The organism is Shewanella marinintestina, from assembly GCF_023283845.1.
GTDB classification, from domain to species: Bacteria; Pseudomonadota; Gammaproteobacteria; order Enterobacterales; family Shewanellaceae; genus Shewanella; species Shewanella marinintestina.
Genome location: NZ_JAKILC010000008.1, coordinates 123,685 through 146,990, shown reverse-complemented (window position 1 = coordinate 146,990; position 23,306 = coordinate 123,685). Strand labels below are relative to the sequence as shown.

Sequence of the window (23,306 nt, the reverse complement as noted above, 5' to 3'; positions counted from 1 at the left end):
GATTAGAAGACTTCGTTCACGTTAAGGTAGAAGTTAGTCTCATTTTCACCCACACCGATATCTAGACGTAAGTTAATGTTATCTTTGATTTTAAAGCGGAACCCAGTACCGTAAGAGGTTAACAGCTCTTCGTTAAGATCGCTCACTTTAGAGGCTACACTGCCCACTCCGCCCCAAAAAACCATGCCGTAACGCTGGAAGATAGGTAGTCGATACTCCACTTGGCCCATCATCATCTGCTTGTCACGGTAGCGACCTTTAATGTAACCACGCATTGCACCTGAACCGCCTAGATCAGGCAACATATTCCATGGCACATCGCCATCGGTAAAATGGCCTTGAACTTGCCAAGCAATAAGGCCCGGCGCATGACTTAATAAAGACGTTGAGCTCAGGTCGATATAATTTGCTAACTCAAGATCATAAGTCGAGAACGATGAGTACTCGTCATTTTGATACAAGCCAGCATCAATTTGAAATAACCAACCTTTGGTGGCATTTAAGCGGTAATCACGAGAATCATAGATACTAGTCACTACCAAACCAGAGCTAAAGTTGTTTGGCAATACTGTATCAGTATCCACTGGCACACCGGTTTCAACTAGCTCTAACTTATCGGCACTAGCATAAGTAAAATCAGCACCGATACCTAGAAAATAGTTATCGGCAACTTCAGTCATAAAGCGTGGCTTAAAGCTATAAACCTGCTCTTCAAACTCATGATGATTAGCGTCAATATTGCCTTGTTCTATACCTTGCCCATAATAAACGGCCGCTTCGTTATGTAGCTCGAGACCAAGCTGTAAGCGCTGCTTACCGCCGTTGAAGAAAGTCATGTTTTCGACTTCAACACCGTAAGAGTTGTTCATTGATACAAACGAATTTAATACCAGCGATGATGGCTGTTCATCACTCGATGAACCATCGGTTTTATATAGACCAACCATAAGTAGCCCCACACCAAATTTTTTTTCCGGTGTGTAATACGCCGTTGGCAGGTAGCTCATATCGATAGGCTTAGTTTCATCAAACTCACCATCAGCACCAAATACAGACAAGATGTCATCAACCCATGTCGGCTGCATATCTTTAGGAGTTTCAAAAAGTGGTTCAACAGCCGCAGCTTGGTTGGATAAAGCCAATAGAGTTAACAACAAAATCCGTTTCATAAGTACTCGAATTAATAGTGAAGAAATGCCATGCCTGATTTTTAGTGCTAAATTGCTAATTTATCGCTATTGAAATACAGATTATAAAAATAACAGCAATCATTTAGCTCAAAATAAACACAGCAATAAATTTCGCCGAGCGCGCATTCTACCATCACAAAAATATTCAACAATGACTTTTTTCGATTAAGAATTAATCACATTTGACTGTGGCAATGTCGATGACATTTCTTTCACTTCAGCATTAATAGACTTGCTAAAAATTTGCTGATGCGTGACAAACGATGAATAAGCTAAACCAAGATTTTACTCTACAACCGTTCCATAAAGTTAAGCCTGTTAGCTCACCCTTAAGCCATAACACAGCATTTCTATGGGTACTATTTGTATTAATTAGTGTCTTTTTACTAATGATGAAACCCAGCGTCAATAACGCTTATTTTTGGTATATCAACCAAACTAGCGACTATTTTAACCCAGAGCTTTTAGCCAGTATTACAGATATGGGAAATGGCATAGTAACTGGCAGTATTATGGTACTGATTTTATGTTTTAAACCGACTTGGATATTACGAGTCCTTTTAGCTGCAGTAATTTGCTTAATCTCAACCCATTTATTAAAAAGCTATTTTGCAGAGCTACGCCCTGCAGCCATTTTAGAGCAGATCAATATTATTGGTGATGCACGCTATAGCAAAAGCTTCCCCTCAGGACATACTGCAACAATCTTCTTGCTAGCAGGAACAGCTTTTTTATCGTCGACACGACTGTTGAGTCGTATTGTTCTTGTCTCACTCGCAGTCATTGTCGGCCTCTCACGTATTGCCGTTGGCGCACACTGGCCTATTGATATCGCCCTAGGCGCAATAATTGGGTGGGGCAGTATTTATCTCGCATCAATACTTTGCAAGCCATCGTTGTTAGACAAACAGCTACAACTGATTATCCTAACCACCCTGCTAGTACTTTTAGCCATATTAAGCATCACTAGTACCACCGAGTTTGCACAGTTCCCCATTGTAGAGCGCTTACAACAGTTCTATTTGTTAGCCGCCACATTCGGCCTTTGTTTGTACCAAAAAAGCAGTCGCCGTCATCCAAACTCAAGAGCAAGCAGTCATTAGGTTATTTAGCAAATAGTCATAATAGCTGCTATGAAGTGATTATGTGTTTTTACTTTGCTGTGCATCGTCCAAATACTTAGCAGTATCTACTTCATTTATCTGCTCTTTATCGAGGAATTTGTTGGCATACTCCAAGTAAATACCGCTCGATAAAAATAGCTTAAAGATATCCATATCCAAGTGTTCATCAAGCGCCATCTTATACAAGATATCAATCGCAACGCTTAATGGCTTAGCCTTTTTATAGGGTCTATCGGCTGCGGTTAACGCTTCAAAAATATCGGCTACCACTAAGATCCGCTCGGGGATCGATAAGTCTTCAGCGCTAAGTTTTCGCGGGTAACCGGTGCCTTTTAGAGTTTCATGGTGAGTTGATGCATAACGCGGTACCCGAGCAAGTTCTGGTGGGAACGGCAGATTCTCCAACATCTTAATCGTACTCGTCACGTGCTCATTAATTTTAAACCTGTCCTCGGTGGTTAACGTGCCTCGTGAGATCGATAAGTTATATAGCTCGCCAAGGTTATATTGATCTTCTGGGATCGCCATTTTAATGCCAAACTTAGGATCAAACTCCACCTTATTGATCCGCTTGATAATATGCTCAGGTTTATCACGCAGCAATGGCTCTGTTACGGGGTAACTTTCTTTAGTGTCTCTTTGGCTTAGATTGAGTTCCTCAATAGGCGATAAACCAATTCGATCGTCAAAGTGGCGCTGCCAAGTAGTATTCGCTAGCTGTGCTAAACGATCTTTAGATTCTTGCCCCATAAACTCGCCACCAATATTAGCCGTCGCGATAAAGCTAAAATCCTCTGATAGCTGCTTTTGTTGTTGAGTCAATTCTTTAAGGTAAAGCTCTTTAGCGCTTTCGTCTAACGCAACCTGCTTCAGATAATGGATCTCTGCATCACGCCACAGCACCTCAAAGCGCATTCTAATCTCATGGATCCGGTTATAAACCGCTTCGAGTTTTGTGCCTTTATCGACAATATATTCTGGAGTGGTGATTTTTCCGCAATCATGCAGCCAAGCGGCGATCCTAAACTCTCGGTGTGCATCTAGTGATTCAAACTTAAAGTCTTTAAAGGGAGCAAGCTGTGACTTTTCAGCCGCCTCTGCCAACATCAAGCCAAGCTCAGGTACACGATTACAATGCCCAGCGGTATACGGCGACTTATCATCAATTGCTTGTGCAATAAGCTTGATAAACGACTCCATTAACTCTTTTTGGTTTTCTTCATACTCTTTAATTGAGCAAGACATATCCATCATCGAGTGTGCCAGTTCATCTAGTTCAGTAATATTGGTCTCAACTTTTATAACATCATCATATTGGCGATTTTTTATCTTTTCGTTTTCTTTAGCTAATAACTTAATCGGCCTAATAATCGGTGAAGAGAAGATCCACGACACAGGCAAGATTAACAATAAGCACATACACGTCAGTAAGATAGACTGCTGCACTCTTTCAACGCTACTCGCCAACAACTCTTTAGCTGGTACCACAATGGCAAAATATTCTTCATCACCAGCGGAAGTATCGCCAAAAGGCGTGACGTAAATAAACTCTGTAACACCATTAAATTCACGCTGTACTAGGCGCTGTTGGTCACTGGGGTTTTTAGCTAAATCGATAAGCTCAGCGAAAGGAACGGTGCCTTTCGTCGTTAAGTTCTGCTTTTCTCCTTCACCAAACCATTTGGCTTGCAAAGCCTGCTTTTGCTCTGGCGTGATATTAGCTAAAGCTAAATTGATAATCTCAATTAAGTCGGCATTTTTCTTAGAAAGTATAATGTGCAGGCCGGTATCGACCTTTAATGGTGAGAAATCCAATTGCTCATGGTACTGAATTTTATCTACAAAAAACTGATTCGCCGTGTAATGCAATATGATGCTGCTATCGAGTGCGGCAAACACCTCTCCTTCCTCTACGGCATGCAATATAGCGTGAGTAGAAGGCATTTCAATAATCTCAATCTCGGGGTAATTTCGTTTAACCACATCGACTATTGACCAGCCAGTAGGAATGGCTAACTGTTTACCAAACAACTGCTTGATATGGGTAATAGGGTCAATACCTTGCTGAGTTACCAAGGCATAAGGCAGCTCCAGAAAAGGCTCGCTAAACTCACCAAGCAGTTGTGTTTCATCAGTTTTAATCACTGAATGCAACATTGCAAGCTCTTGTTTTTTAAACTTTTCGGTTAGTTCAAACCAGCTAAAACCATTGATGTACCTCAGTTGTAAGCCTGTCATATCCGCAATTAGGTTAAGCAAATCGACACTATAGCCTTGGGGCATACCCGATATGGCAAAATCAATCGGCGCCCAATCAGTCTCGTTAGAGACTTTCAATGGCTCAGTTGCAGCCACTAGGTTGCGCTGTTTAGCTGTCAGGGTAAGCGGGTTAGACAGGGGGATTTGCACGCCCACTTGTTTATCTTGATTCGACGCAATCAATTCACCACTTTTCTTATAAAGGTAAATTTTCTTGTCACTGCTCGCATCTTCTTCGTCTTGCATCACAAGGTAATCAGATAAGGTAGAAAGTGCGATATCTAAGGCTAGTACGGCACCAGAATCAGGCAGTTTTATCGAATAAGTTTGCCCTGGTGACTGCAAATGTTGAAATAAATATGGTTCAGTTTTTGATACGTTTTTATAATCTGCGTTGACAAACCAAGGCCTAATACGAGCATCGTATTCGCTTGGTTCTGACTGGCTAACACGTAGGTTAAATTGATCATCTAGATAAGATTGTTGCCGTTGGCGTAACGAGCCGTTCCCTGTAATAGCAATAATCACCCATCGATCTAGATGAGAAGCATTAAGTTGTTCTCGTACAATAGGGTGAGCATCGAGGTTGATAAGCTCATAAAAGTCGCCGTTAGGCATGCCAATATAAATAGCATAAAACAGCGAATTATTGCGCATGATTTCAGCAAAGGCTTGCCGAGTTTCAACATTCACCGTTCCACCAATCATCAACTCGTCAAAGTGCGAAAGTAGCTGAACAGCATTCACAGCTTGACTATCGACTTGAGTCAGATAATTACTGGTATTTTTTGCCGTATGGCTGTAGAGCGTTACCGCTGCATCTGTTGCCATGGCTTTACTGAAATAGTATTGCAAGCCAATTGCGATTGCCGCGGTTAATACGGTAGCTAGAATAAAGATCCCGACAACAGTTACCCGAATGGTATACCGCTTGTTGCTCAACCTGACTAGGCCACTCATAAAACCCCTAATTGATCATTCCATCCTTGAAAGACTCATCTTATAACAAGGTCATAACATGTCAACCAAACCCAATAGCATTAGTCGTTGAATTTTCCAGTAAAATAAGCGTTTTAACCTCAAATAAAATCGTTTGTTAGCGCTATAAGTAGTTGCGGCTTACCTTCCCCTTATCCACAGCCATTTTTTAATTATTTATATCTTTATATTTGTAGAATAAGACTAAGGTTATAACGCTCTAGATAACGTCTTTTTTGTGCAATTAATCACGACTATTGAGATGAATAGAGCCAGCGTATTTTATTGTTTAGTGATAATATCGCGGCGTTGATTCATGAGCCCTAAACTAAGTCTGTTTTGCCATGCTCAACACTCTTATCACGAGGAATTATAATGTTAGCTGTTAATGAATATTTTGAAGGTCAGGTTAAGTCTATTTCTTTTGAGGGTGCAGACAAACCAGCATCAGTAGGCGTAATGGAAGCAGGTGATTATGAGTTTGGTACAGCAGCACCAGAAGTGATGCAAGTGATCTCTGGCGCACTTACGGTACTATTACCAGGCCAAACTGAGTGGCAAACCTTTAACGCAGGTGAACAGTTTAACGTTATCGGCGATGCAAAGTTTCAAGTAAAAGTAGCGACTCAAACCGCTTACCTTTGCATTTACGGCTAATAAGCACTTAGATGCCTTAGATGTAAAACAAGTGAACCATCCACTAACAGCCGAAAGTAGACTCTAAGTGGATGGTTTTCAATGATTAGCTTTTTGGCTAGTGATTACTTACTGATCAACCCACATCACTAACTCACCCGCTGTTTTTAAGCCATATTGTCTTTTAGTCAATGTACCTGACGCATCAAACAACAATAGCTCAGCAGAATCTGCACGATGTTGGCGGATCAGCTTATCACCCTCTGGCGTGCCCGTTGTGGCAATAAGAAAATGGACTGCATCACCAAGATAATCGCGCGCTTCATTCATCTGCTCAGTCTGGCTATTACTCATAGCTAAGCCATTATCATAGACAAAAACAATCGCGGGCTTACCCGTACCAATCTCTTCATGAGTCGCCTTAAAACCTTTAGGCATTACCATCACTAAAGCTGCGAATAACGCCACAATAGCTGCCACGACTCCAAGAGCAATCAACGGCTTACGGCGAGATGAGTTTGAATTATGTGTATCCAAGGTGTCATACCCTCTTAAATAACAAAAATAGATAGCAAATCGCCCCATACTACTTAGTGAACCTGAGGCCTAGATTAAAATTTAAAAGTTAAAATTGGCCGCTATGGTAACAAAGTAGCAGCTTGGCACTGTTGAAACAGGCTTTGAATACAATGCAAACTTAACGCTTGCGCTTGGTTTAGCTGTGGTTGACTGAGTTTTTGGCTAATCATTTGGAGTCGATTCGCAGCGATCTCATTACCCTGATGTTTAGCTGCGGCGAGCCAAATATAGATTTTGATCAAATCAGCTTCGTCATCTCGATGATTATATTCAAGGGTTGCTAGATCAACTTGGGCTTCAGCCAAACCAAGTGCTGCCGCTTGTTGAAGCCAAAAGTCAGCTTTTACAACCTCAACTTCACCAAGCTGTCCATTCACATAGATCATGCCAATTTGATGCATTGCTGGAGCAAACTTGCGGTCGGCACTCACTTTGTACCAATCAAGGGCTTGCTGTGGATTATGGTACTGCTCTAAATAGAGCTGACCTAATATGTACGGTGCCTCTTTGTGGCCGTTATCACTGCTTTGCTTTAACCAATGCTCAGCACTGTTCAAGTCCACAGCACCACCTTGCCCCTCGAAATACATCAGCCCCAACATAAACTGCGCATCAACTTGATACCTTGAGAATTGCATATCAATAGGCTGACTCGCCAACTGTTGATACCAATAGCGAGCTAATTTCGGGTTAGCCTTACCCACTTTGCCGCTGCGATACATCTCAGCTAATGAGTATTGCGCTTCCGGCATACCTTTTTCAGCCGCGACTCGGTACAAATCCATGGCACGGTGAATATCTTGCTCAACCAGCATGCCTTTGGCGTACAAGTAAGCCAAATTAGTGGCTGCATCCTCGTCGCCCTGGTTAGCGTTGTCGATACAATCTTGAGTCACATTGTCGGCTTGCCCAGCCACCGCATAGTCACACCATGAGTCAAATATCTGAGAGGAAACCTCATTCTCAAGTAGTTGGCTACTGCAGCCTAATAAAGTGATAATGGGAATAAAAATAGGTAACAATGTACGCATAAATATACTCAGCTAATAACGTATAGCGTTTTTATAAGATAACCAAAAACACTAGCCCAATGTCTATATTGCTAACCTCAATTAAAGCCAGCAATAACCAAGAACTATGCTATTGCACACTAAAAAATGAATTAACAGAAGTACGGCTATTGCACGAGTTTTTATCAAAATCAACTTGAGAGGTAATGTTGGCGCTATGAAGGATATTGCCAGAGTAGATCACTACTCGGTTCGGTTTTGCTTCAACTGAAAAAACCTTTTCAAACAGTTCATCACTATCATTGATATAACCCGAACGTGAAGTCGCCGATTGCTCCACCTTATCAACCATATCTAAAATCATCTCTTTATCATCAAATGAGAGGGCTAACTTTTCGGCATGCTTATAGCGATAAAAGCTAGTGCCACCTAAGCGCTCACCATTAAGGTAGTGAACCGCCGCCATAGAGTGGTCTGCCAACGAATCAAAATGCGGCATCTTTTGCTTTGGCGATAAGTCTCCAGGGGCTAAAGTCACTTTAGATAACCAGCATTTAGCAATCCTGTGATGCTTAAAGCATTTGCCTTGCGGCTGTAATCCTAATAGCTCAATCAAAGCAGATAAGGTTTGATAATAGCTATCGGGCATTTCATCACGAACACCAGGAAACAGCGTGCCGTCAGAGCCCTGCGGATTGAAATAAGCTTTGGTATTGCTGTAATCAACTAAAGATTCAAAATCTGCAATAAAGTCATCAATAACCCAAATTAAATGCTCAGAGTCAGGCAAGTGTAATACCTGAATATGCGCATCCGGATTGATTACCATTGATTTGATATTTGAAATTACAGCCATAGTGATCCAGTCCCTTTACATCCATGCTCTACTCATTTTGAGCGCTGAAAATAGTAGCACCTTCTAACCTATTCAAAAACCAACAAATAAAAAAACTCAATTCATTTCGCAACAAAGAAACTCAACTGAATGTTCGACACAACCGATAATGGCAAGGCAAAACAACTCATAATAAATAGCGAATGCTCATTGACCCTCTTTGTTTACTGACAAAAAACGCACTCAAGTCTCATTTTTTAACTTTGCTCGTGAACAAGCCAAATTGACAGCACATAAGTGCGAACTATTATTGCCATAGGGCGCTCATATTAGTTACCCTGCCTAAAGAAGTATTTTAAATGCAGTTATTAACCAAAACAATCTAGGCGCTCAACTTAGCAATATCGATTCCCAAAAAGTGTGAGTGCAGACAATGAACAAACTAATGAGGCAAGATTGAATGAATACAATGAGTAAACTATTAATCAGCTCAACCATCAGCATCGCAGCACTAGGCGGCGCGGCACAAGCTAGCGATCTTATTTGTAAGGTCAAAGGCAGTGACGATGTCATTATGAAGAACATCGAAATTTTGCGCTCTAATCAGTCAATCGTCAGCATCGACGGTAGCTATAGATCGCCAGTAATGGGAAACATTTACAGAATCGACGGCGTTGATGGCCAAGATATTAGTGAAACCCCGACTTACATTGCTTACACCCAATACCCACTAGCTGATCACGAGTTACTTGCTACTGTACAAGTTGCCGACCAGCCGGCATTTACCGGCATGTGCACTGTCACCGAAGAGATGTAAACCGTGCAAACTGTTACATCTCGGCCCTAGCAGCTTAATTAGCTCTACTCGCGCACTTAAAAAGCCACGCAAGATGGCTGCAAGTGTTGCCTGTTCAAATACAGCCAAGCATTTAATAACCGTAGACAATAAAAAGCCCCGCGACTTTGCAGTAACGAGGCTTAAATACAAGCTAAATAGAGAGCCGATAGGGCTATGCTATTTATAAACTATCTTTTTGTTGCTTAACCTGTTGCAGCGAAGCTTTACCAAACTGTTTATCAGCCATCGCCTTAGCGATTTTCGGCGCTTGCCAAAGTGACGGCAGCAACACAAATGATACTGGCACAGCGGTGATCACAATAAACGACTGCAAAGCTGAAATACCACCAGACCCCATTGCTATCAACGCGATAGCAACTAAGCCCATTAATACCCCCCAAAACGCACGCATCGCACCACTCGGCTCAGTAGACCCCGACACCACCACACTAATGGTATAGGTCATCGAATCACCCGTAGTGACAATAAAGGTGGTGGTTAAGATCAAAAACAGTATCGCAATCAGTGTCGGCATTGGCAGCTGTGAAGTAATCGCTAGCAATACGCCTGGTAAGTTAAAGCCTTCAAATGCATTAGCCATAACACCAGGGTTAGCAAGTTCAAACGCAAGGCCAGAACCACCAACAACACTAAACCAGAAGCAGGTGATCAACGGAGCAATGATTGAAATCGACAAGATCAATTGACGAATACTACGGCCACGCGAAATACGCGCAATGAAGATAGCCATCATCGGGCCATAACCGAGGAACCAGCCCCAGAAGAATACTGTCCACCAACTTAACCAGTCAGCATCGCCACGGTATAACGACATAGGCACAAAGTTATTCACCATTCTCGCCATCCCCTGCAAATAGCCATCAACAATAAAACTTGTTGGGCCAAACAGTAGAATAAAGATAATTAACGCTGCCGCTAAAATAATGTTGTAACGGCTCACCAACTGAATGCCGCGACTCAAACCACTTAGTGCCGACAAGGTATACATAGCAATAGCAAACAGCACCACTAAACTCTGGGTCATCAAGGTATCTTGCACACCAAATAAAGCATTGAGCGCGTAGCTAATCTGCAGACCAAGGAAGCCAATAGGCCCAATGGTACCGGCGGCAACAGCAATAATACAAAAAGTATCCGTTAAGGTACCAATCCAGCCAGTTAGTGCTTTATCGCCAAACACAGGATATAACAAAGTGCGTGGCTGTAATGGCAAGCCTTTGTCATAGTGTAAGTGCATCAATACGATAGCAGCTAAGGTACCGAGTATCGCCCAAGCTAAAAAGCCCCAATGCAGGAATGACTGCGATAATGCATTAATTGCCAAGCGGCGACCTTCGGCTTCACCATAAAATGGTGGCGAAGAAACAAAGTGAGCAATCGGTTCAGCAGCGGCCCAAAATACGCCACCACCTGCTAATAAGGTACAGAGAATGATAGCCAACCATTTAAAGGTATCCATTTCCGGTGCTTTAAGGTTACCCAAGATAACGTCACCCGTTCTGGCAAAGGCTAAGTAGAGACCAATAATAAAGTTAGCCAGCAGCAAAACCTGCCAAAAAGGGCCAAACCATAGGGTCACTTTAGAGAATCCAACCTGAATAACGTTGGATAAAGCGGAAGTATCGAAAACAGCAAGCAGTACAAAGAGAACGAGAAAACCGCCACTTAACCAGAGTACAGGACTGGCAAAGGCGTTAGTGGTTGAGGTATTACTTCGCTCTGGCGGATGCGCCGCAAGGTAATTTTCATCAGTTGATTTACGCTCAACAGATTGTGTCAAATTCGACATTAAATATTCGCTTTTGTCATCGTCAGCCATTAAATAAGTCAGTTTAGAGCGACTAATTTTAAGCTGATTCGGTGAATTTTCCTCGGCTATTGCAAAGACTTATAACGACTTTGTAAAGGTTGAGGCTGTAAAAGGGGCGATATTTTAACACATACGAAAGTAGGAATAAAATCAACGCAATTAACAGGAAAGTTGCAGTCTATATTAGAAACTAGTGAATCATTTCAATTTAAAAGTAATTTCAAGCATTTAATCTGCCAAAGCATAGCAATTATAAAATATGACCAAAGCGAAGAAATTCAGAATATCGAAAACAAGATGAAAGCAACAACACCAAGGGTTAAGCGCCTGATTAAATTGACTTATTACAAGCAATGTATCACTAGCAGTTACAGATGATTTATTTTTATTTTATTTGTTTTAATCACATTAACTTTTAGTGTTTTAACCCTTTTTAGTGCAAATTTTTTTTAGGTATAAAATATCAATAAAATTTTAGATATTAATCAAAGCTGTTCTTTTTTGATCATTACACATCGACAGAGAAAATGATTATTTTCTCACTAAGCAAAGTCGCACAAAAAAATGACTGGCCAAACTTGTTAATTGGACCAAAGAGTCTTTCCTCACCAAAGCCAAAATATCGTTACAAGCTAGAGTGTTGTTTATAAAAAACTTAAATGCCAGTTAAAATCCACTGTTTTATTTTAAGGATTATATTTGAACAATAATTTGTACACCAATAGTCTGCAACCAACAAATTTCAAACAACAGCGCAACTGCACAGCGAAAAACGAATCAATTTGTAATCAATCAAACACTGATTTAAATACCTAAATAGCGCGCTTTATTATTTACTGTATTGTTCTATTTTTTACATTTTTAATTTTATTACTCAATTTAAGAACCAGGATGAACACTTGTTCTTATTAATTATAAGATCTTGATTTAACAACTCTATTATTTACTTTACTTAGCCACATTTTTTATTTAATTTCACTCCGAATTTAGTGTTATCGGTTGATGTTTCTACCCCATTTTATAATTCATAAAGCAATTATTGAGTGGTGGTTATTAGTTTAATTAAAAATAATATAATAGTTTTTGGAGTGAACATGAAATTAAGTACTAAAAAGCTTCTGCTTGTTTCAAGCATTGCAGCAGCATTAGTGGGTTGTAACAGTTCAGATGACGACAATAAAAACGTGAACGATAGCACCATCAGCGTTCGCCTGATGGAAACCACAGACATCCACACCAACGTAATGCCATACAACTACTTTGTTAGCCAAGAAGTAAACGAAACTAAGTTACCTGAATGGGGCTTAGCACGTACCTCTTTGGTTATCGCTGCAACACGTGACGAAGTCCAAAACAGCATGCTGTTTGATAACGGTGACTTAATCCAAGGCAGCCCAATGGGCGACTATATGGCGTCACTGGGTACTGACCACGTTAAAGACAATACTCACCCTGTTTATAAAGCAATGAACGAATTGCAGTACGATGCGGCTAACTTAGGTAACCATGAGTTTAACTACGGTTTAGATTACCTAGAAGAGTCTCTTAAAGGCTCTAAGTTCCCATACGTAAGCGCTAACGTTTGGAAGTTTGATAACTCACTAGAAAAAGTAAGCAACGCCGCTGAAGAGTGTGAAGTTCGCATTACTGAAGAGTTCTATGAGACAGCTGAACATCAATATCAGCCATACGTGATCTTAGATCGTGAATTTAAGAGCAGCACAGGTGAGTCTTACTTAGTTAAAGTCGGTGTAATCGGCTTTACCCCACCAAATATTATGGGCTGGGATGCATCATTACTAAAATGTAATGTGATGGTGTCTGACATCAAGAAAACTGCTGAACATTATGTTCCGAAGATGAAAGCAGAAGGCGCAGACATTATTGTTGCTATTCCTCACTCAGGTCTAAATGACAACGATAATGAGTTTGCAGAGAACGCAACATTGCACCTTGCTTATGTTGATGACATCGATGCCATCATGTTTGGTCACGATCATCGTGAATTCCCAAATACTACGGGTGAGTACGGCGAAATCGAAGGTGTTGATGCAGAACTGGGTCTAATTAATGGTGTACCAGCTGTTATGCCTGGTTTCTGGGGCGCTAAGCTAGGTGTTATTGACTTAACCCTAACAACTAAAGATAACGGCGAAAGCTGGAGTGTTGACCATACTCAGTCAACTTCAGAGCTACGTTCATTAGTGCCAAATAGCTCAGACCCAATCATCGAAGACTTAGTTGCAGATGAGCATCAAGGCACGATTGATTACATGTCTACAACTATTGCAGCAATCGATGTGAACATGAACAGTTTCTTCCCACAAGTAGTACCTGATTTATCTATTCAGGTGGTTAACGAAGCGCAACTGCACCAGTTAATGAAGTGGAAAGAAGCCGGTGAATTTAAAGATGCTGCTGACGACGCAATCTTCTTGTCAGTTTCAGCACCATTCAAGTCTGGCCGTAACGGTCCACAAGACTTTACCAACATCCAAGAAGGCGAGCTAACTAACGCTTCTGTTGCTGATATCTATGTATTTGATAACAATACACCAGCAGTATTGAAGATGACTGGTTCAGATATGAAGAACTGGATTGAGTGGGTTAACTCAAATGCATACAACAGCCTACCTTTAGCGGCTGGTGAGCGCTTCCTAAATGAATCATTCCCAGGTTACAACTTCGATGTATTCTTTGGTGGTTTCAACCAAGCTGGTGAAGGCTTACTTAAGTACACTGTGAACGTTGAGAATGAGTCAAAGTACATCGACATTAACGGTTTTGAATACACAGAGACTGAAAATAAGCAGATCGACAGCCTAACTTATAACGGCGTTGAAATTGCTAATGACGCAGAAATCTATGTTATTACTAACAACTACCGCGCATCTAACGTGAAAATGCCTGGTGTTGATAAAGCCGTGCTTGTTAAAGAAGAAGCCGCATTTAACAACCGCGAATTAGTACAATACTACCTAGAAGACTCGCTAGCAGAGAACGAAGGTGAGGCATCATTGGCATTCCCGAATGCTGAAGTGTTCCAGCTTGTAGCGCCAAACACAGATAGCGTTTGGTTTGCATCAGCAACGCTTGATGAAGCATTCCGCTGTGTTGATAGTGGCATCACAGGTCTTTCTACGACTCAAGAAGAAGAAACTAAAGCTGGAACTGAAGGCTTTACAAAGTTCCACTTTAACTTTGACTACGACGGTGAGTTCAACTGTGCGGCTAAAGCTAAGTAACTCAAACTAAATGAGTTAAAGCGCTTAAACTAAGTCAGTTACAGCGCAAACAAAAATCCCTACTTAGCAATAAGTAGGGATTTTTTGCATTAGCTGCCAAACAACCTCAAACAGCAGAGTTGAGAGATTTATTTAGAGTGAGCTTATTAGCCGTAGTAAGATATTCTTCCAAAGATCCATAACCGCTTAAATATTTAAAACATGGAGTTAACCTTGAGCGAATACTTCTTTGCCAGAGAGAACGTCGACATTGCCTGTTATGTTTTTCCTGATGAGCACATCGATACCGTACCAGGCTACTCGTTTACTTATCCTACCGCACCAGTCCCTTTAGTCATCCAATATGATTCTGAAGTAGGCTGTAGCGTGCCCGACATATTTGAGATGCCTGCATTTTCAATACGAAAAAGCATTTTTAACACGATCGACCTGCAAGCTATCGCAGGCACTAACTGGGTTGATATTGATTTAGTCCATAACGGCCATCATGAGTTTGTCATGCTGCAAGTTACCAATCAAATCAAAGCGATCGATAGAGTGAATAGTAATATAAAGCGCTACCGAAAGGACGACGATGGCGATGAGATGATGAGCGGTATCCGCCAGTTACGCATTGACCCTAAAGTATTGGCAGAAGTCGAATTAGCACAACGACTGATATTTATTGATCCAGCTTGGTACAAACAGGTGTTTTTCCACAAATCAGTGGTCGAGCAACTAACTAAGCTCAAGTTAACTGGCGTGGAGTTTATCCCAGCTGAAGGCTATTCGGATTTTGGAGGTTAAAGGCAACAACATGAGTGACTATTTTTTTATAAGAGAGAACCAGCCGACGCCAATCTATGAAGTCGCAGAAGAGTTTGAAGAGGCAGCGCTGCGCACTCCATTTACCAACCCAAGTGCGCCAGTGCCAGTTATCGCCACCCATAAACCAGAACAAGAGTATGCAATTGCCGATATTCTGCTTGAGCCAGAATTCGCGTTATCTCAACATCTATTCGATTCACTAAAAATCGAGTCGCTATATGGCAGTAACTGGATCCCACTCAAGTTACTTGATCAAGGCGAACATGATTTCATGATGCTGCAACTCGCCCATGAAATCGATGTCATTTGCCATGAAAAAAGCGAATTTAAACGCTTTAAACGTGGCTACATTAGTGGCATGAAAACACTGGTTATCGACTCCGATAAACTGGCGCAGATCCCGCTATACAAAAGACAGGTGTTTCGCGATAGCTCATGGGGCTTTCATACGTTTTTTCATAAAGATATTGTCGATCAGATCATGCGCCACTCACCAACAGGCATAGAATTCGTGCCAATTGAAACTTTTAACGAGTCGTGGGCAGGCTGATATGTATATTGCATTTAGCTAAAGCTAAGTAAAGCGTAAAATAAAGCTTAGCAATTGATTAGCTTGAAAATTAACCTATTAATTTGAACATGATCAGAGCTGACAAATAGAATAACTGGTAGTATCTTGGTAGCTATTAACTTGATGTAAACAGGAAGTCACACAAGATGCTCATGGAAAGAGGCACCCTTGTTCGTTGGAACGCAGACAAAGGCTTCGGTTTTATTAAGCCTGAGGCCGCCAATACTCAAGATGTGTTTATTCATATCTCGACACTTAAACAGATGGCTCGAAAGCCCATTGTTGGCGACCAAATTCTGTTTGTTACCGAGCGCCAAACCGATGGCAAACTCAGAGCCAGCAAAGCCAGTATTGAAGGTGTGGCAGTTGTAGCTATTCAATCAACAACTAAACGAATCAATAAGCCACGCAAAAATCATTCGACACACCACAATCAACGCCCAGTTAAATCCAGCTTTTTGGCTAAGCTCGCTATCCCATTAATTATCGTTATGGCTGTCGTTGGTTACGGCAAGTACCAACAAATCAATAAAACCATAGTGCTAGCTAACGACGATATTGCAAACATGCGCTTTGACTTACCGCCAAAATCATCAACAACGAGTGTCAGCCAGCCAGAGTTTCAATGTGAAACCGGCAAAACCCATTGCAGCCAAATGAGCTCATGCGATGAAGCTAAGTTTTATATTAAAAACTGCCCCGGCACAAAAATGGACGGTGATGGAGATGGCATTCCTTGTGAGAGACAACATTGCAACTGGTAGTGATGAGTAACTAACAGCAAACTGCACAACTTTTATTATCAAACAGCTAGCTAATCGTTTATAGCTAGGTAGTAGAACGGACGCTATTGATAAATGATTCTGAAAACAAAATCCCCGCAAAATGTGCAATCAGCGCAAGCGATTGCAGGCCAGCAACAAGAGCAAAACGTGGCATTTTTTCTGCGCCGCGCTTACAAAGACCACCCACAAGTGCTGGTGATCAACGACTTCAAATTCCGCTTTAACGACGAAGTCGCGCAAATAGACCACCTCATCGTGTATAGCTACGGTTTTATTCTCATTGAATCGAAGAGCATCAGAGGTCAGATAAAGGTCAACCAGCAACAGGAATGGACGCGCAGTGTTGGTGCAAAATGGCAAGGTATGCCCTCGCCCATCAAGCAAGTAGAGCTACAACAGGACTTGTTACACGGGGTGCTAGACCATAATCGCGCTGATATTTTAGATAAGATGTTTGGAATCAAACAAGCCTTTGGCGGTCGATGCTGGGATCATCTATGTGCAGTATCCAGTGACGCAATAATCGACAGAGACTCTATGCCTCAAACCGTATCAGACAAGTTAATAAAGTCTGAGTTTCTGGTAGAAAAGCTCGATAAAATTATGAACTTAAGAGGCAAATATTTACGCCTAGCCTACATTACTGACACTCGCCCTTTCTTCAACCAAGAAGAACTCGAATCAATCGGCTCATTTCTTATCAAACAACATATCGCACCGAAGACGGCGGCAGCAGAAACAAGCCAAATAGCGACCGAGCAAAACAGCGTGCCGCTAGCAACACCAGTAACTGCAGCCGCTAGCACAGCACCTGTTCAACAAATGCCAGCTCAACCAATACCAGCAGAACCCGCATTACATACAGAAATAGAGAAGACCCAAACAATTCAGATAGTTTTACGCTGCAAACATTGTGGAGAATCAACGAATTACACCCCAATATATGGCAAATTCGGCTATTACATTAACTGCCAAAAGTGCACTAAAAACACGCCAATGAAACAAGCCTGCCCTCAGTGCAGCAGCAAGAATACAAGAGTTAAGAAAAGCAAAGAGACTTACACACTAAACTGCCAAGAGTGTGCTTGTGGACAGCGAGTGGTTTGAGTGAGGAGAGAAAAGTTTACTCTGACCCCACTTATTTACCCCACTTATTTTGTGTGCAGTATCCAGTGACGCCATTATTGATAGAAAGTCGATGCCCAAGGTCGTATCAGACAAGCTGATAAAATCTGAATTTCTGGTAGAAAAGCTAGACAAGGTGATGAACCTAAAAACTAAGTTTGCCAGATTTATGCATGCAAGCGATACACGCCCAGACTTCAACCAACAAGAGCTTGAATCTGTCGCTTCATTTCTTATCAAGCAACATATCGCACCGAATACGACAGCAGACACAGCAACAGGTGCAAGCCAAGCAGTAACAGAGCAAAGCACTGCACCACTAACAAACACACCAATACCAGCAGCTAGCACAGTGCCGGTACAACGCATACCCGCTCAAGCAATAGCAACAGAATCCGCACCACTTACAGAAACAGAAACAGAGAAAAGCCAAATAATTCAGATAGTTTTACGCTGCAAACATTGCGGAGAATCAACAAATTACAGCCCAATGTATGGCAAATTTGGCTATTACATTAACTGCCAAAAGTGCACTAAAAACACGCCAATGAAACAAGCCTGCCCTCAGTGCAGCAGCAAGAATACAAGAATTCAAAAACGACAAGAAACCTACAGCTTGAACTGCCAAGACTGTGGTTGTGGACAGCGAGTGGTTTGAGTGAGGAGAGAAAGTTTACTCTGATCCCACTTATTCCGTAAGACCCCACTTATTCCGTAAGAATAAAAACAAGGAATACTAAATGATCGAATCATTTAAGCTTAAAGGTGTTGCAACCTACAAACCTGATGGCATAGAAGTTAATGACCTTAAAAAAATTAACTTCTTCTACGGCGCAAACGGCTGCGGAAAAACTACAGCTACAAACTATTTAACTGACACGAGTATTGAAAAATTCAATGAATGTGCAGTTCAATGGCAAGGCGGACAACCATTAAAAACCTTAGTGTATAACAAAGCGTTTCGGGAAAAGAACTTTGGTGGTAGTGATATTGCTGGAGTCTTTACAATTGGAGAAGCAACTACCGAACAAGTCGAGCAGATTCGTTTAAAAAAAGCAGAGTATGATAACGAAGAATCTCAGCTTAAGAGCTATCAGAAAATTCTAACGCAAAAAAATGGTGAGTTAAATACAGCTGAAAATGAGTTTACTGAGCAGTGCTGGTCTCAGTATAAAAAGTATGAAAGTGACTTTAAAGAGGCTTTACAAGGCTCATTGAAGAAAAAGCTATTTAAGGACAAAATTCTCCAATTCTCAGTATCTGCGACTGACAAAGAACAAGTACTAGAATATGAACTATTAATCGAAAAGGGGAAAACTTTACTTGGCGAGCGACCAGAAGTTTATCCTGAAATATCATTTAATATTACCCATTCACTGTCAATTATCGAGCAAGATGAGATATGGCAAAAGGTTATTGTTGGTAAAAGTGATGTAAATATAGCTGCTATGATGGACGCTTTGGGCTCACATGATTGGGTTAACCAAGGGAGAAAGTATATTAGTAATGATTCTTGCCCTTTCTGCCAACAAGACACAATTAATGATGCTTTCAAAGCGCAGCTAGAAGGTTATTTTGACGACGACTTTTTAGTACAAACAGAAAGAGTGTCGTCTTTGAAGCAAACTTATAGTTTTAACTCTAAAGAAGTTATAAGTTCACTCTCTAAACTAATAGAAAATGAAAAGCATAATCCAAATAGCAAATTGGATCTCGAAGCTTTTATTCCTTATTTTTACTCATTAGAAAGTGCAATTAAGTCAAATAACCTTGGGTTTGCTGATAAAGCTGAAAAGGCCAGTTTACAGCTTGAGGTATCCTATACGATTGATGCCTTAAGCGAATTGAAATCTTTAATAGATAAGGCCAACAGTGAAATTCAGAAACACAATCAACTAGCGACAGACTTTGATAATGAAACTTCGAAGTTTAAAGCTCAAGTGTGGCAGTTTTTGGCTGATGAAATAAACGATGATTTCAAGCGATACTTCAAAAAAGCTAGGGGTTTAGAAAAAGCAGTTTCGGGGCTTGGTAAAACTGTAGTAGAACGAACTGAAAAAGCTACAAGTTTAAAAGCCGAATTAGCAGTGTTAAGTAAAAATAATACCAGTGTTCAACCAGCGGTAGATGAAATTAACCGCTTATTAAAGGCATACGGTTTCTTAAATTTTGAAATAGTGCCTTCTAAGCAGTTAGCAAACCACTATGTTATACAACGACAAGATGGAACACTTGCCTTAGATACCTTGAGTGAAGGCGAAGTTACATTTATTACCTTTTTATATTTTGTACAACTGGCTAATGGTGCATTAACTCAGGACGCTGTAACAGAAAACCGTGTAGTTGTAATCGATGATCCAATTTCAAGCTTAGATAGCAATGTGCTTTATATCGTCAGTGCTATTGTTAAACAATTGATTAAAGAAGTTAAAGATGGCTCTTCTATAAAACAACTATTATTGTTCACACATAATGTTTACTTCCATAAAGAAGCCTCATTCCAAGGTGGTAGATCCAACGGCTGTAATCAGACCCACTTTTGGATTTTACGTAAGGCAAATAATATCACCACCATACAGCCTTATAATCAGAATAATCCTATTGAATCATCCTACGAATTACTTTGGCGTGAGATCAAAGAGCAAGGCAATAACTCGTGTATCACTATTCAAAATACCATGCGAAGAATCCTAGAGAACTACTTTAAGATTTTAGGCAAGTTTAGTGATGATGACTTTGAGGCAAAGTTTCAAAATCAACAAGAACAACAAGTTTGCCGTTCATTATTGTACTGGATCAATGATGGTTCACATTGCCTACCTGATGATCTATTCATTCAAAGCCAAAATGATACTGTTGATATTTATCGTAATGTTTTTAAAGATGTATTTAAACATTCAGGTCATATTGCTCATTACAATATGATGATGGGTATAGAAGAAACTCAAGTTAAAATGACAGAAGAACAAAATGCTGCTGCGTAATCAATAATTGTTTCGGAGTAAGTTTAACTAAGGTAACTTGCTCCACTCAAATGAAGAAGCCCCCTACATCATCAGATACTGAGACTTTTTCCTCTTTGTACAAGAAGCTCAGCTTTAAACCTACAGAATATTTTTACTAATTTTTCTCATTAAAAAACCCGACACTGTTTCCAGTCTCGGGTTTTTCTATTCTTCTACAAGAAGTGGTTTTAAGCTTTTGAGCTATAGACCAGCAGAGTATTTTTGCTATTTTTGCGCCGGATAAATCGGGTTAGTACAAGGCGCTGTGAGCGACGTGTAGTTCACCTACACGAGCGAGCCGCAACGCCGTAATCACCGATTTAGACCAGCAAAAAAGTAAAAATTACATCATACCGCCCATACCGCCCATACCACCCATACCGCCCATGCCACCCATATCAGGAGCATCTTCCTTCACTTCGCCAACCATACATTCTGTAGTGATCATTAGACCTGCTACTGATGCTGCGAACTGTAGTGCGCTACGCGTTACTTTAGTTGGGTCTAGGATACCCATCTCTAGCATGTCGCCGTATGTATCGTTACCAGCGTTGTAACCGTAGTTACCAGTGCCGTTCTTAACGTTGTTAGCAACAACTGAACCTTCTTCACCGGCGTTAGTCGCGATTTGACGTAGTGGCGCTTCCATTGCACGTAGTGCAATTACAACACCGTGCTTTTGATCTTCGTTGATCACTTCAACTTCGCCAATTTTGCTTGCTACGCGTACTAGTGCAACACCACCACCAGCAACCACACCTTCTTCAACCGCTGCGCGAGTTGCGTGTAGTGCGTCTTCTACGCGTAACTTTTTCTCTTTCATTTCGATTTCAGTCGCTGCGCCAACCTTGATTACGGCTACGCCGCCGGCAAGTTTAGCCATACGCTCTTGAAGCTTCTCTTTGTCGTAGTCTGAAGTTGATTCTTCAGCTTGGATCTTGATCTGGGCAACGCGTGCTTTGATCTGAGTCTCTTCACCAGTACCGTCGATGATAGTCGTGTCATCTTTAGTGATAACAACGCGCTTAGCAGTACCTAGATCTTCTAGGGTCGCTTTTTCTAGCTCTAGACCAATCTCTTCAGCAATAACAGTACCGCCAGTTAGGATAGCGATATCTTGTAGCATTGCCTTACGACGGTCACCAAAGCCTGGCGCCTTAACAGCAGCAACTTTAACGATACCGCGCATGTTGTTCACGACTAGTGTTGCTAGTGCTTCACCTTCAACGTCTTCTGCAACGATAAGCAATGGCTTACCGGTTTTAGCTAGACCTTCAAGGATTGGTAGCAATTCACGGATGTTTGATACTTTCTTGTCTACTAGAAGGATGAATGGGCTTTCTAGTTCAACGCTGCCAGTTTCTGGCTTGTTGATGAAGTATGGAGATAGGTAACCGCGGTCGAACTGCATACCTTCAACTACGTCTAGCTCGTTTTCTAGTGCTTGACCTTCTTCAACTGTGATAACGCCTTCTTTACCCACGCGCTCCATCGCAGTCGCGATGATTTCACCAATTGACTCGTCAGAGTTAGCAGAGATGGTACCTACTTGAGCAATAGCTTTAGTGTCAGCACATTCTTGAGAAAGGTTTTTAAGTTCAGCAACTGCAGCAACAACGGCTTTGTCGATACCGCGCTTAAGATCCATTGGGTTCATGCCAGCAGCAACGGCTTTTAGGCCTTCAGTTACGATTGCTTGTGCAAGAACTGTTGCTGTAGTAGTACCGTCACCGGCTGCATCGTTGGCTTTAGAAGCAACTTCTTTCACCATTTGTGCGCCCATGTTTTCGAACTTGTCTTCTAGTTCGATCTCTTTCGCTACCGACACACCATCTTTAGTGATTAGTGGAGCACCGAAGCTCTTGTCTAGTACTACGTTACGACCTTTAGGGCCTAGCGTTACTTTAACTGCGTTAGCTAGAACGTTTACGCCTGCTAGCATTTTTACGCGAGCGTCATTGCCGAATAATACTTCTTTAGCTGCCATTTTTATGTCCTTTAAATTCTTTTGAAATGCCTGACGAGCTGCCGTTTGGGCTCGCTCGTCAGTATTGGAAAATGTTCTAAATGGAGTGAATTAGCTCACTACAGCCATTAGATCTGATTCAGACAGGATTAGTACTTCTTCACCATCGATTTTTTCTTTCTTTACGCCGTAACCTTCGTTGAAAATAACGATGTCGCCAACTTTAACGTCTAGTGGCTGTACAGTACCGTTTTCAAGAATACGTCCGTTGCCTACAGCAAGAACTTCACCGCGGCTAGACTGCTCAGCAGCACTACCTGTTAGCACGATGCCACCCGCTGACTTTGATTCAACTTCTGAACGCTTAACAATGACACGATCATGTAATGGACGAATATTCATCGATGGATGCTCCAATTGTATTTATGCCTAAACTTATCTGCAGGCTTTTAAAGTTAGTAACGACTTTACTCGATTTCACTTAAGTAAAATCAAAACTGTCGCTTGATGTTCGATACATGG

General features: G+C 41.3%; 17 protein-coding genes and 1 pseudogene. 10 read left to right on the top strand and 8 right to left on the bottom strand.

Features of this window, described 5'->3' with window-relative positions; genetic code table 11:
- Nucleotides 1-2: 2 nt before the first annotated feature.
- A complete protein-coding gene (locus L2747_RS11100; RefSeq protein ID WP_248999096.1) occupies nt 3-1,169 on the bottom strand; it encodes a BamA/TamA family outer membrane protein in 1,167 nt (388 codons plus the stop codon).
- A gap of 284 nt (nt 1,170-1,453) precedes the next feature.
- Here L2747_RS11100 and L2747_RS11095 point away from each other — a divergent pair, with 284 nt between their 5' ends.
- On the top strand, nt 1,454-2,293 hold the full coding sequence (locus L2747_RS11095; RefSeq protein ID WP_248999095.1) for a phosphatase PAP2 family protein: 840 nt from the start codon (nt 1,454-1,456) through the stop codon (nt 2,291-2,293).
- A 39-nt stretch (nt 2,294-2,332) separates the two neighbouring features.
- On the opposite strand, the gene L2747_RS11090 is transcribed toward L2747_RS11095, so the two are convergent.
- Nucleotides 2,333-5,533 carry an HD domain-containing phosphohydrolase gene (locus L2747_RS11090; protein WP_248999094.1) on the bottom strand — a complete coding sequence of 1,067 codons (3,201 nt, stop codon included), beginning with the start codon at nt 5,531-5,533 and terminating at the stop codon, nt 2,333-2,335.
- A gap of 393 nt (nt 5,534-5,926) precedes the next feature.
- On the opposite strand from L2747_RS11090, the gene ppnP reads away from it, so the two are divergent.
- Nucleotides 5,927-6,208: a pyrimidine/purine nucleoside phosphorylase gene (gene ppnP, locus L2747_RS11085; RefSeq protein WP_248999093.1), complete on the top strand. Its 282-nt coding sequence runs from the start codon at nt 5,927-5,929 to the stop codon at nt 6,206-6,208.
- Between the two features lie 108 nt (nt 6,209-6,316).
- Here the strand turns inward: ppnP and L2747_RS11080 are convergent, their stop codons facing one another.
- From L2747_RS11080 to L2747_RS11070, 3 genes are all read right to left on the bottom strand, one after another.
- Nucleotides 6,317-6,724 (bottom strand): hypothetical protein, encoded by a 408-nt coding sequence (locus L2747_RS11080; protein ID WP_248999092.1) that lies wholly within the window; start codon nt 6,722-6,724, stop codon nt 6,317-6,319.
- A 101-nt stretch (nt 6,725-6,825) separates the two neighbouring features.
- Nucleotides 6,826-7,797 carry a tetratricopeptide repeat protein gene (locus tag L2747_RS11075; protein WP_248999091.1) on the bottom strand — a complete coding sequence of 324 codons (972 nt, stop codon included), beginning with the start codon at nt 7,795-7,797 and terminating at the stop codon, nt 6,826-6,828.
- A gap of 109 nt (nt 7,798-7,906) precedes the next feature.
- On the bottom strand, nt 7,907-8,632 hold the full coding sequence (locus L2747_RS11070; protein ID WP_248999090.1) for a DUF6445 family protein: 726 nt from the start codon (nt 8,630-8,632) through the stop codon (nt 7,907-7,909).
- 448 nt (nt 8,633-9,080) lie between these two features.
- On the opposite strand from L2747_RS11070, the gene L2747_RS11065 reads away from it, so the two are divergent.
- A complete protein-coding gene (locus L2747_RS11065) occupies nt 9,081-9,428 on the top strand; it encodes a hypothetical protein (RefSeq protein ID WP_248999089.1) in 348 nt (115 codons plus the stop codon).
- Between the two features lie 202 nt (nt 9,429-9,630).
- Here L2747_RS11065 and L2747_RS11060 read toward each other — a convergent pair whose 3' ends face one another.
- A complete protein-coding gene (locus L2747_RS11060; RefSeq protein WP_248999088.1) occupies nt 9,631-11,259 on the bottom strand; it encodes a BCCT family transporter in 1,629 nt (542 codons plus the stop codon).
- 1,115 nt (nt 11,260-12,374) lie between these two features.
- On the opposite strand from L2747_RS11060, the gene L2747_RS11055 reads away from it, so the two are divergent.
- The 7 genes and pseudogenes from L2747_RS11055 (at nt 12,375) to L2747_RS11025 (ending at nt 20,797) form a co-directional block, all read left to right on the top strand.
- Nucleotides 12,375-14,525 (top strand): bifunctional 2',3'-cyclic-nucleotide 2'-phosphodiesterase/3'-nucleotidase, encoded by a 2,151-nt coding sequence (locus L2747_RS11055; protein WP_248999087.1) that lies wholly within the window; start codon nt 12,375-12,377, stop codon nt 14,523-14,525.
- A 213-nt stretch (nt 14,526-14,738) separates the two neighbouring features.
- Complete coding sequence (locus tag L2747_RS11050; RefSeq protein WP_248999086.1) at nt 14,739-15,311, top strand: imm11 family protein; 573 nt, start codon at nt 14,739-14,741, stop codon at nt 15,309-15,311.
- Nucleotides 15,312-15,321: 10 nt separating this feature from the next.
- Nucleotides 15,322-15,882 (top strand): hypothetical protein, encoded by a 561-nt coding sequence (locus L2747_RS11045; protein ID WP_248999085.1) that lies wholly within the window; start codon nt 15,322-15,324, stop codon nt 15,880-15,882.
- A gap of 167 nt (nt 15,883-16,049) precedes the next feature.
- Nucleotides 16,050-16,667, top strand: a complete 618-nt coding sequence (locus L2747_RS11040; RefSeq protein WP_220782523.1) for an excalibur calcium-binding domain-containing protein — start codon at nt 16,050-16,052, stop codon at nt 16,665-16,667.
- 93 nt (nt 16,668-16,760) lie between these two features.
- Nucleotides 16,761-17,795: a nuclease-related domain-containing protein gene (locus L2747_RS11035; protein WP_248999084.1), complete on the top strand. Its 1,035-nt coding sequence runs from the start codon at nt 16,761-16,763 to the stop codon at nt 17,793-17,795.
- A gap of 49 nt (nt 17,796-17,844) precedes the next feature.
- Nucleotides 17,845-18,471, top strand: a pseudogene (locus L2747_RS11030) (nuclease); the annotation flags it as partial.
- An 82-nt stretch (nt 18,472-18,553) separates the two neighbouring features.
- Complete coding sequence (locus tag L2747_RS11025) at nt 18,554-20,797, top strand: AAA family ATPase (protein ID WP_248999082.1); 2,244 nt, start codon at nt 18,554-18,556, stop codon at nt 20,795-20,797.
- A gap of 364 nt (nt 20,798-21,161) precedes the next feature.
- On the opposite strand, the gene groL is transcribed toward L2747_RS11025, so the two are convergent.
- Nucleotides 21,162-22,805: a chaperonin GroEL gene (gene groL / locus L2747_RS11020; RefSeq protein ID WP_248999081.1), complete on the bottom strand. Its 1,644-nt coding sequence runs from the start codon at nt 22,803-22,805 to the stop codon at nt 21,162-21,164.
- 90 nt (nt 22,806-22,895) lie between these two features.
- The gene (locus L2747_RS11015) at nt 22,896-23,186 is read right to left on the bottom strand and encodes a co-chaperone GroES (RefSeq protein ID WP_220782516.1); all 291 of its coding nucleotides are present in this window, start codon (nt 23,184-23,186) and stop codon (nt 22,896-22,898) included.
- Between the last annotated feature and the right edge of the window lie 120 nt (nt 23,187-23,306).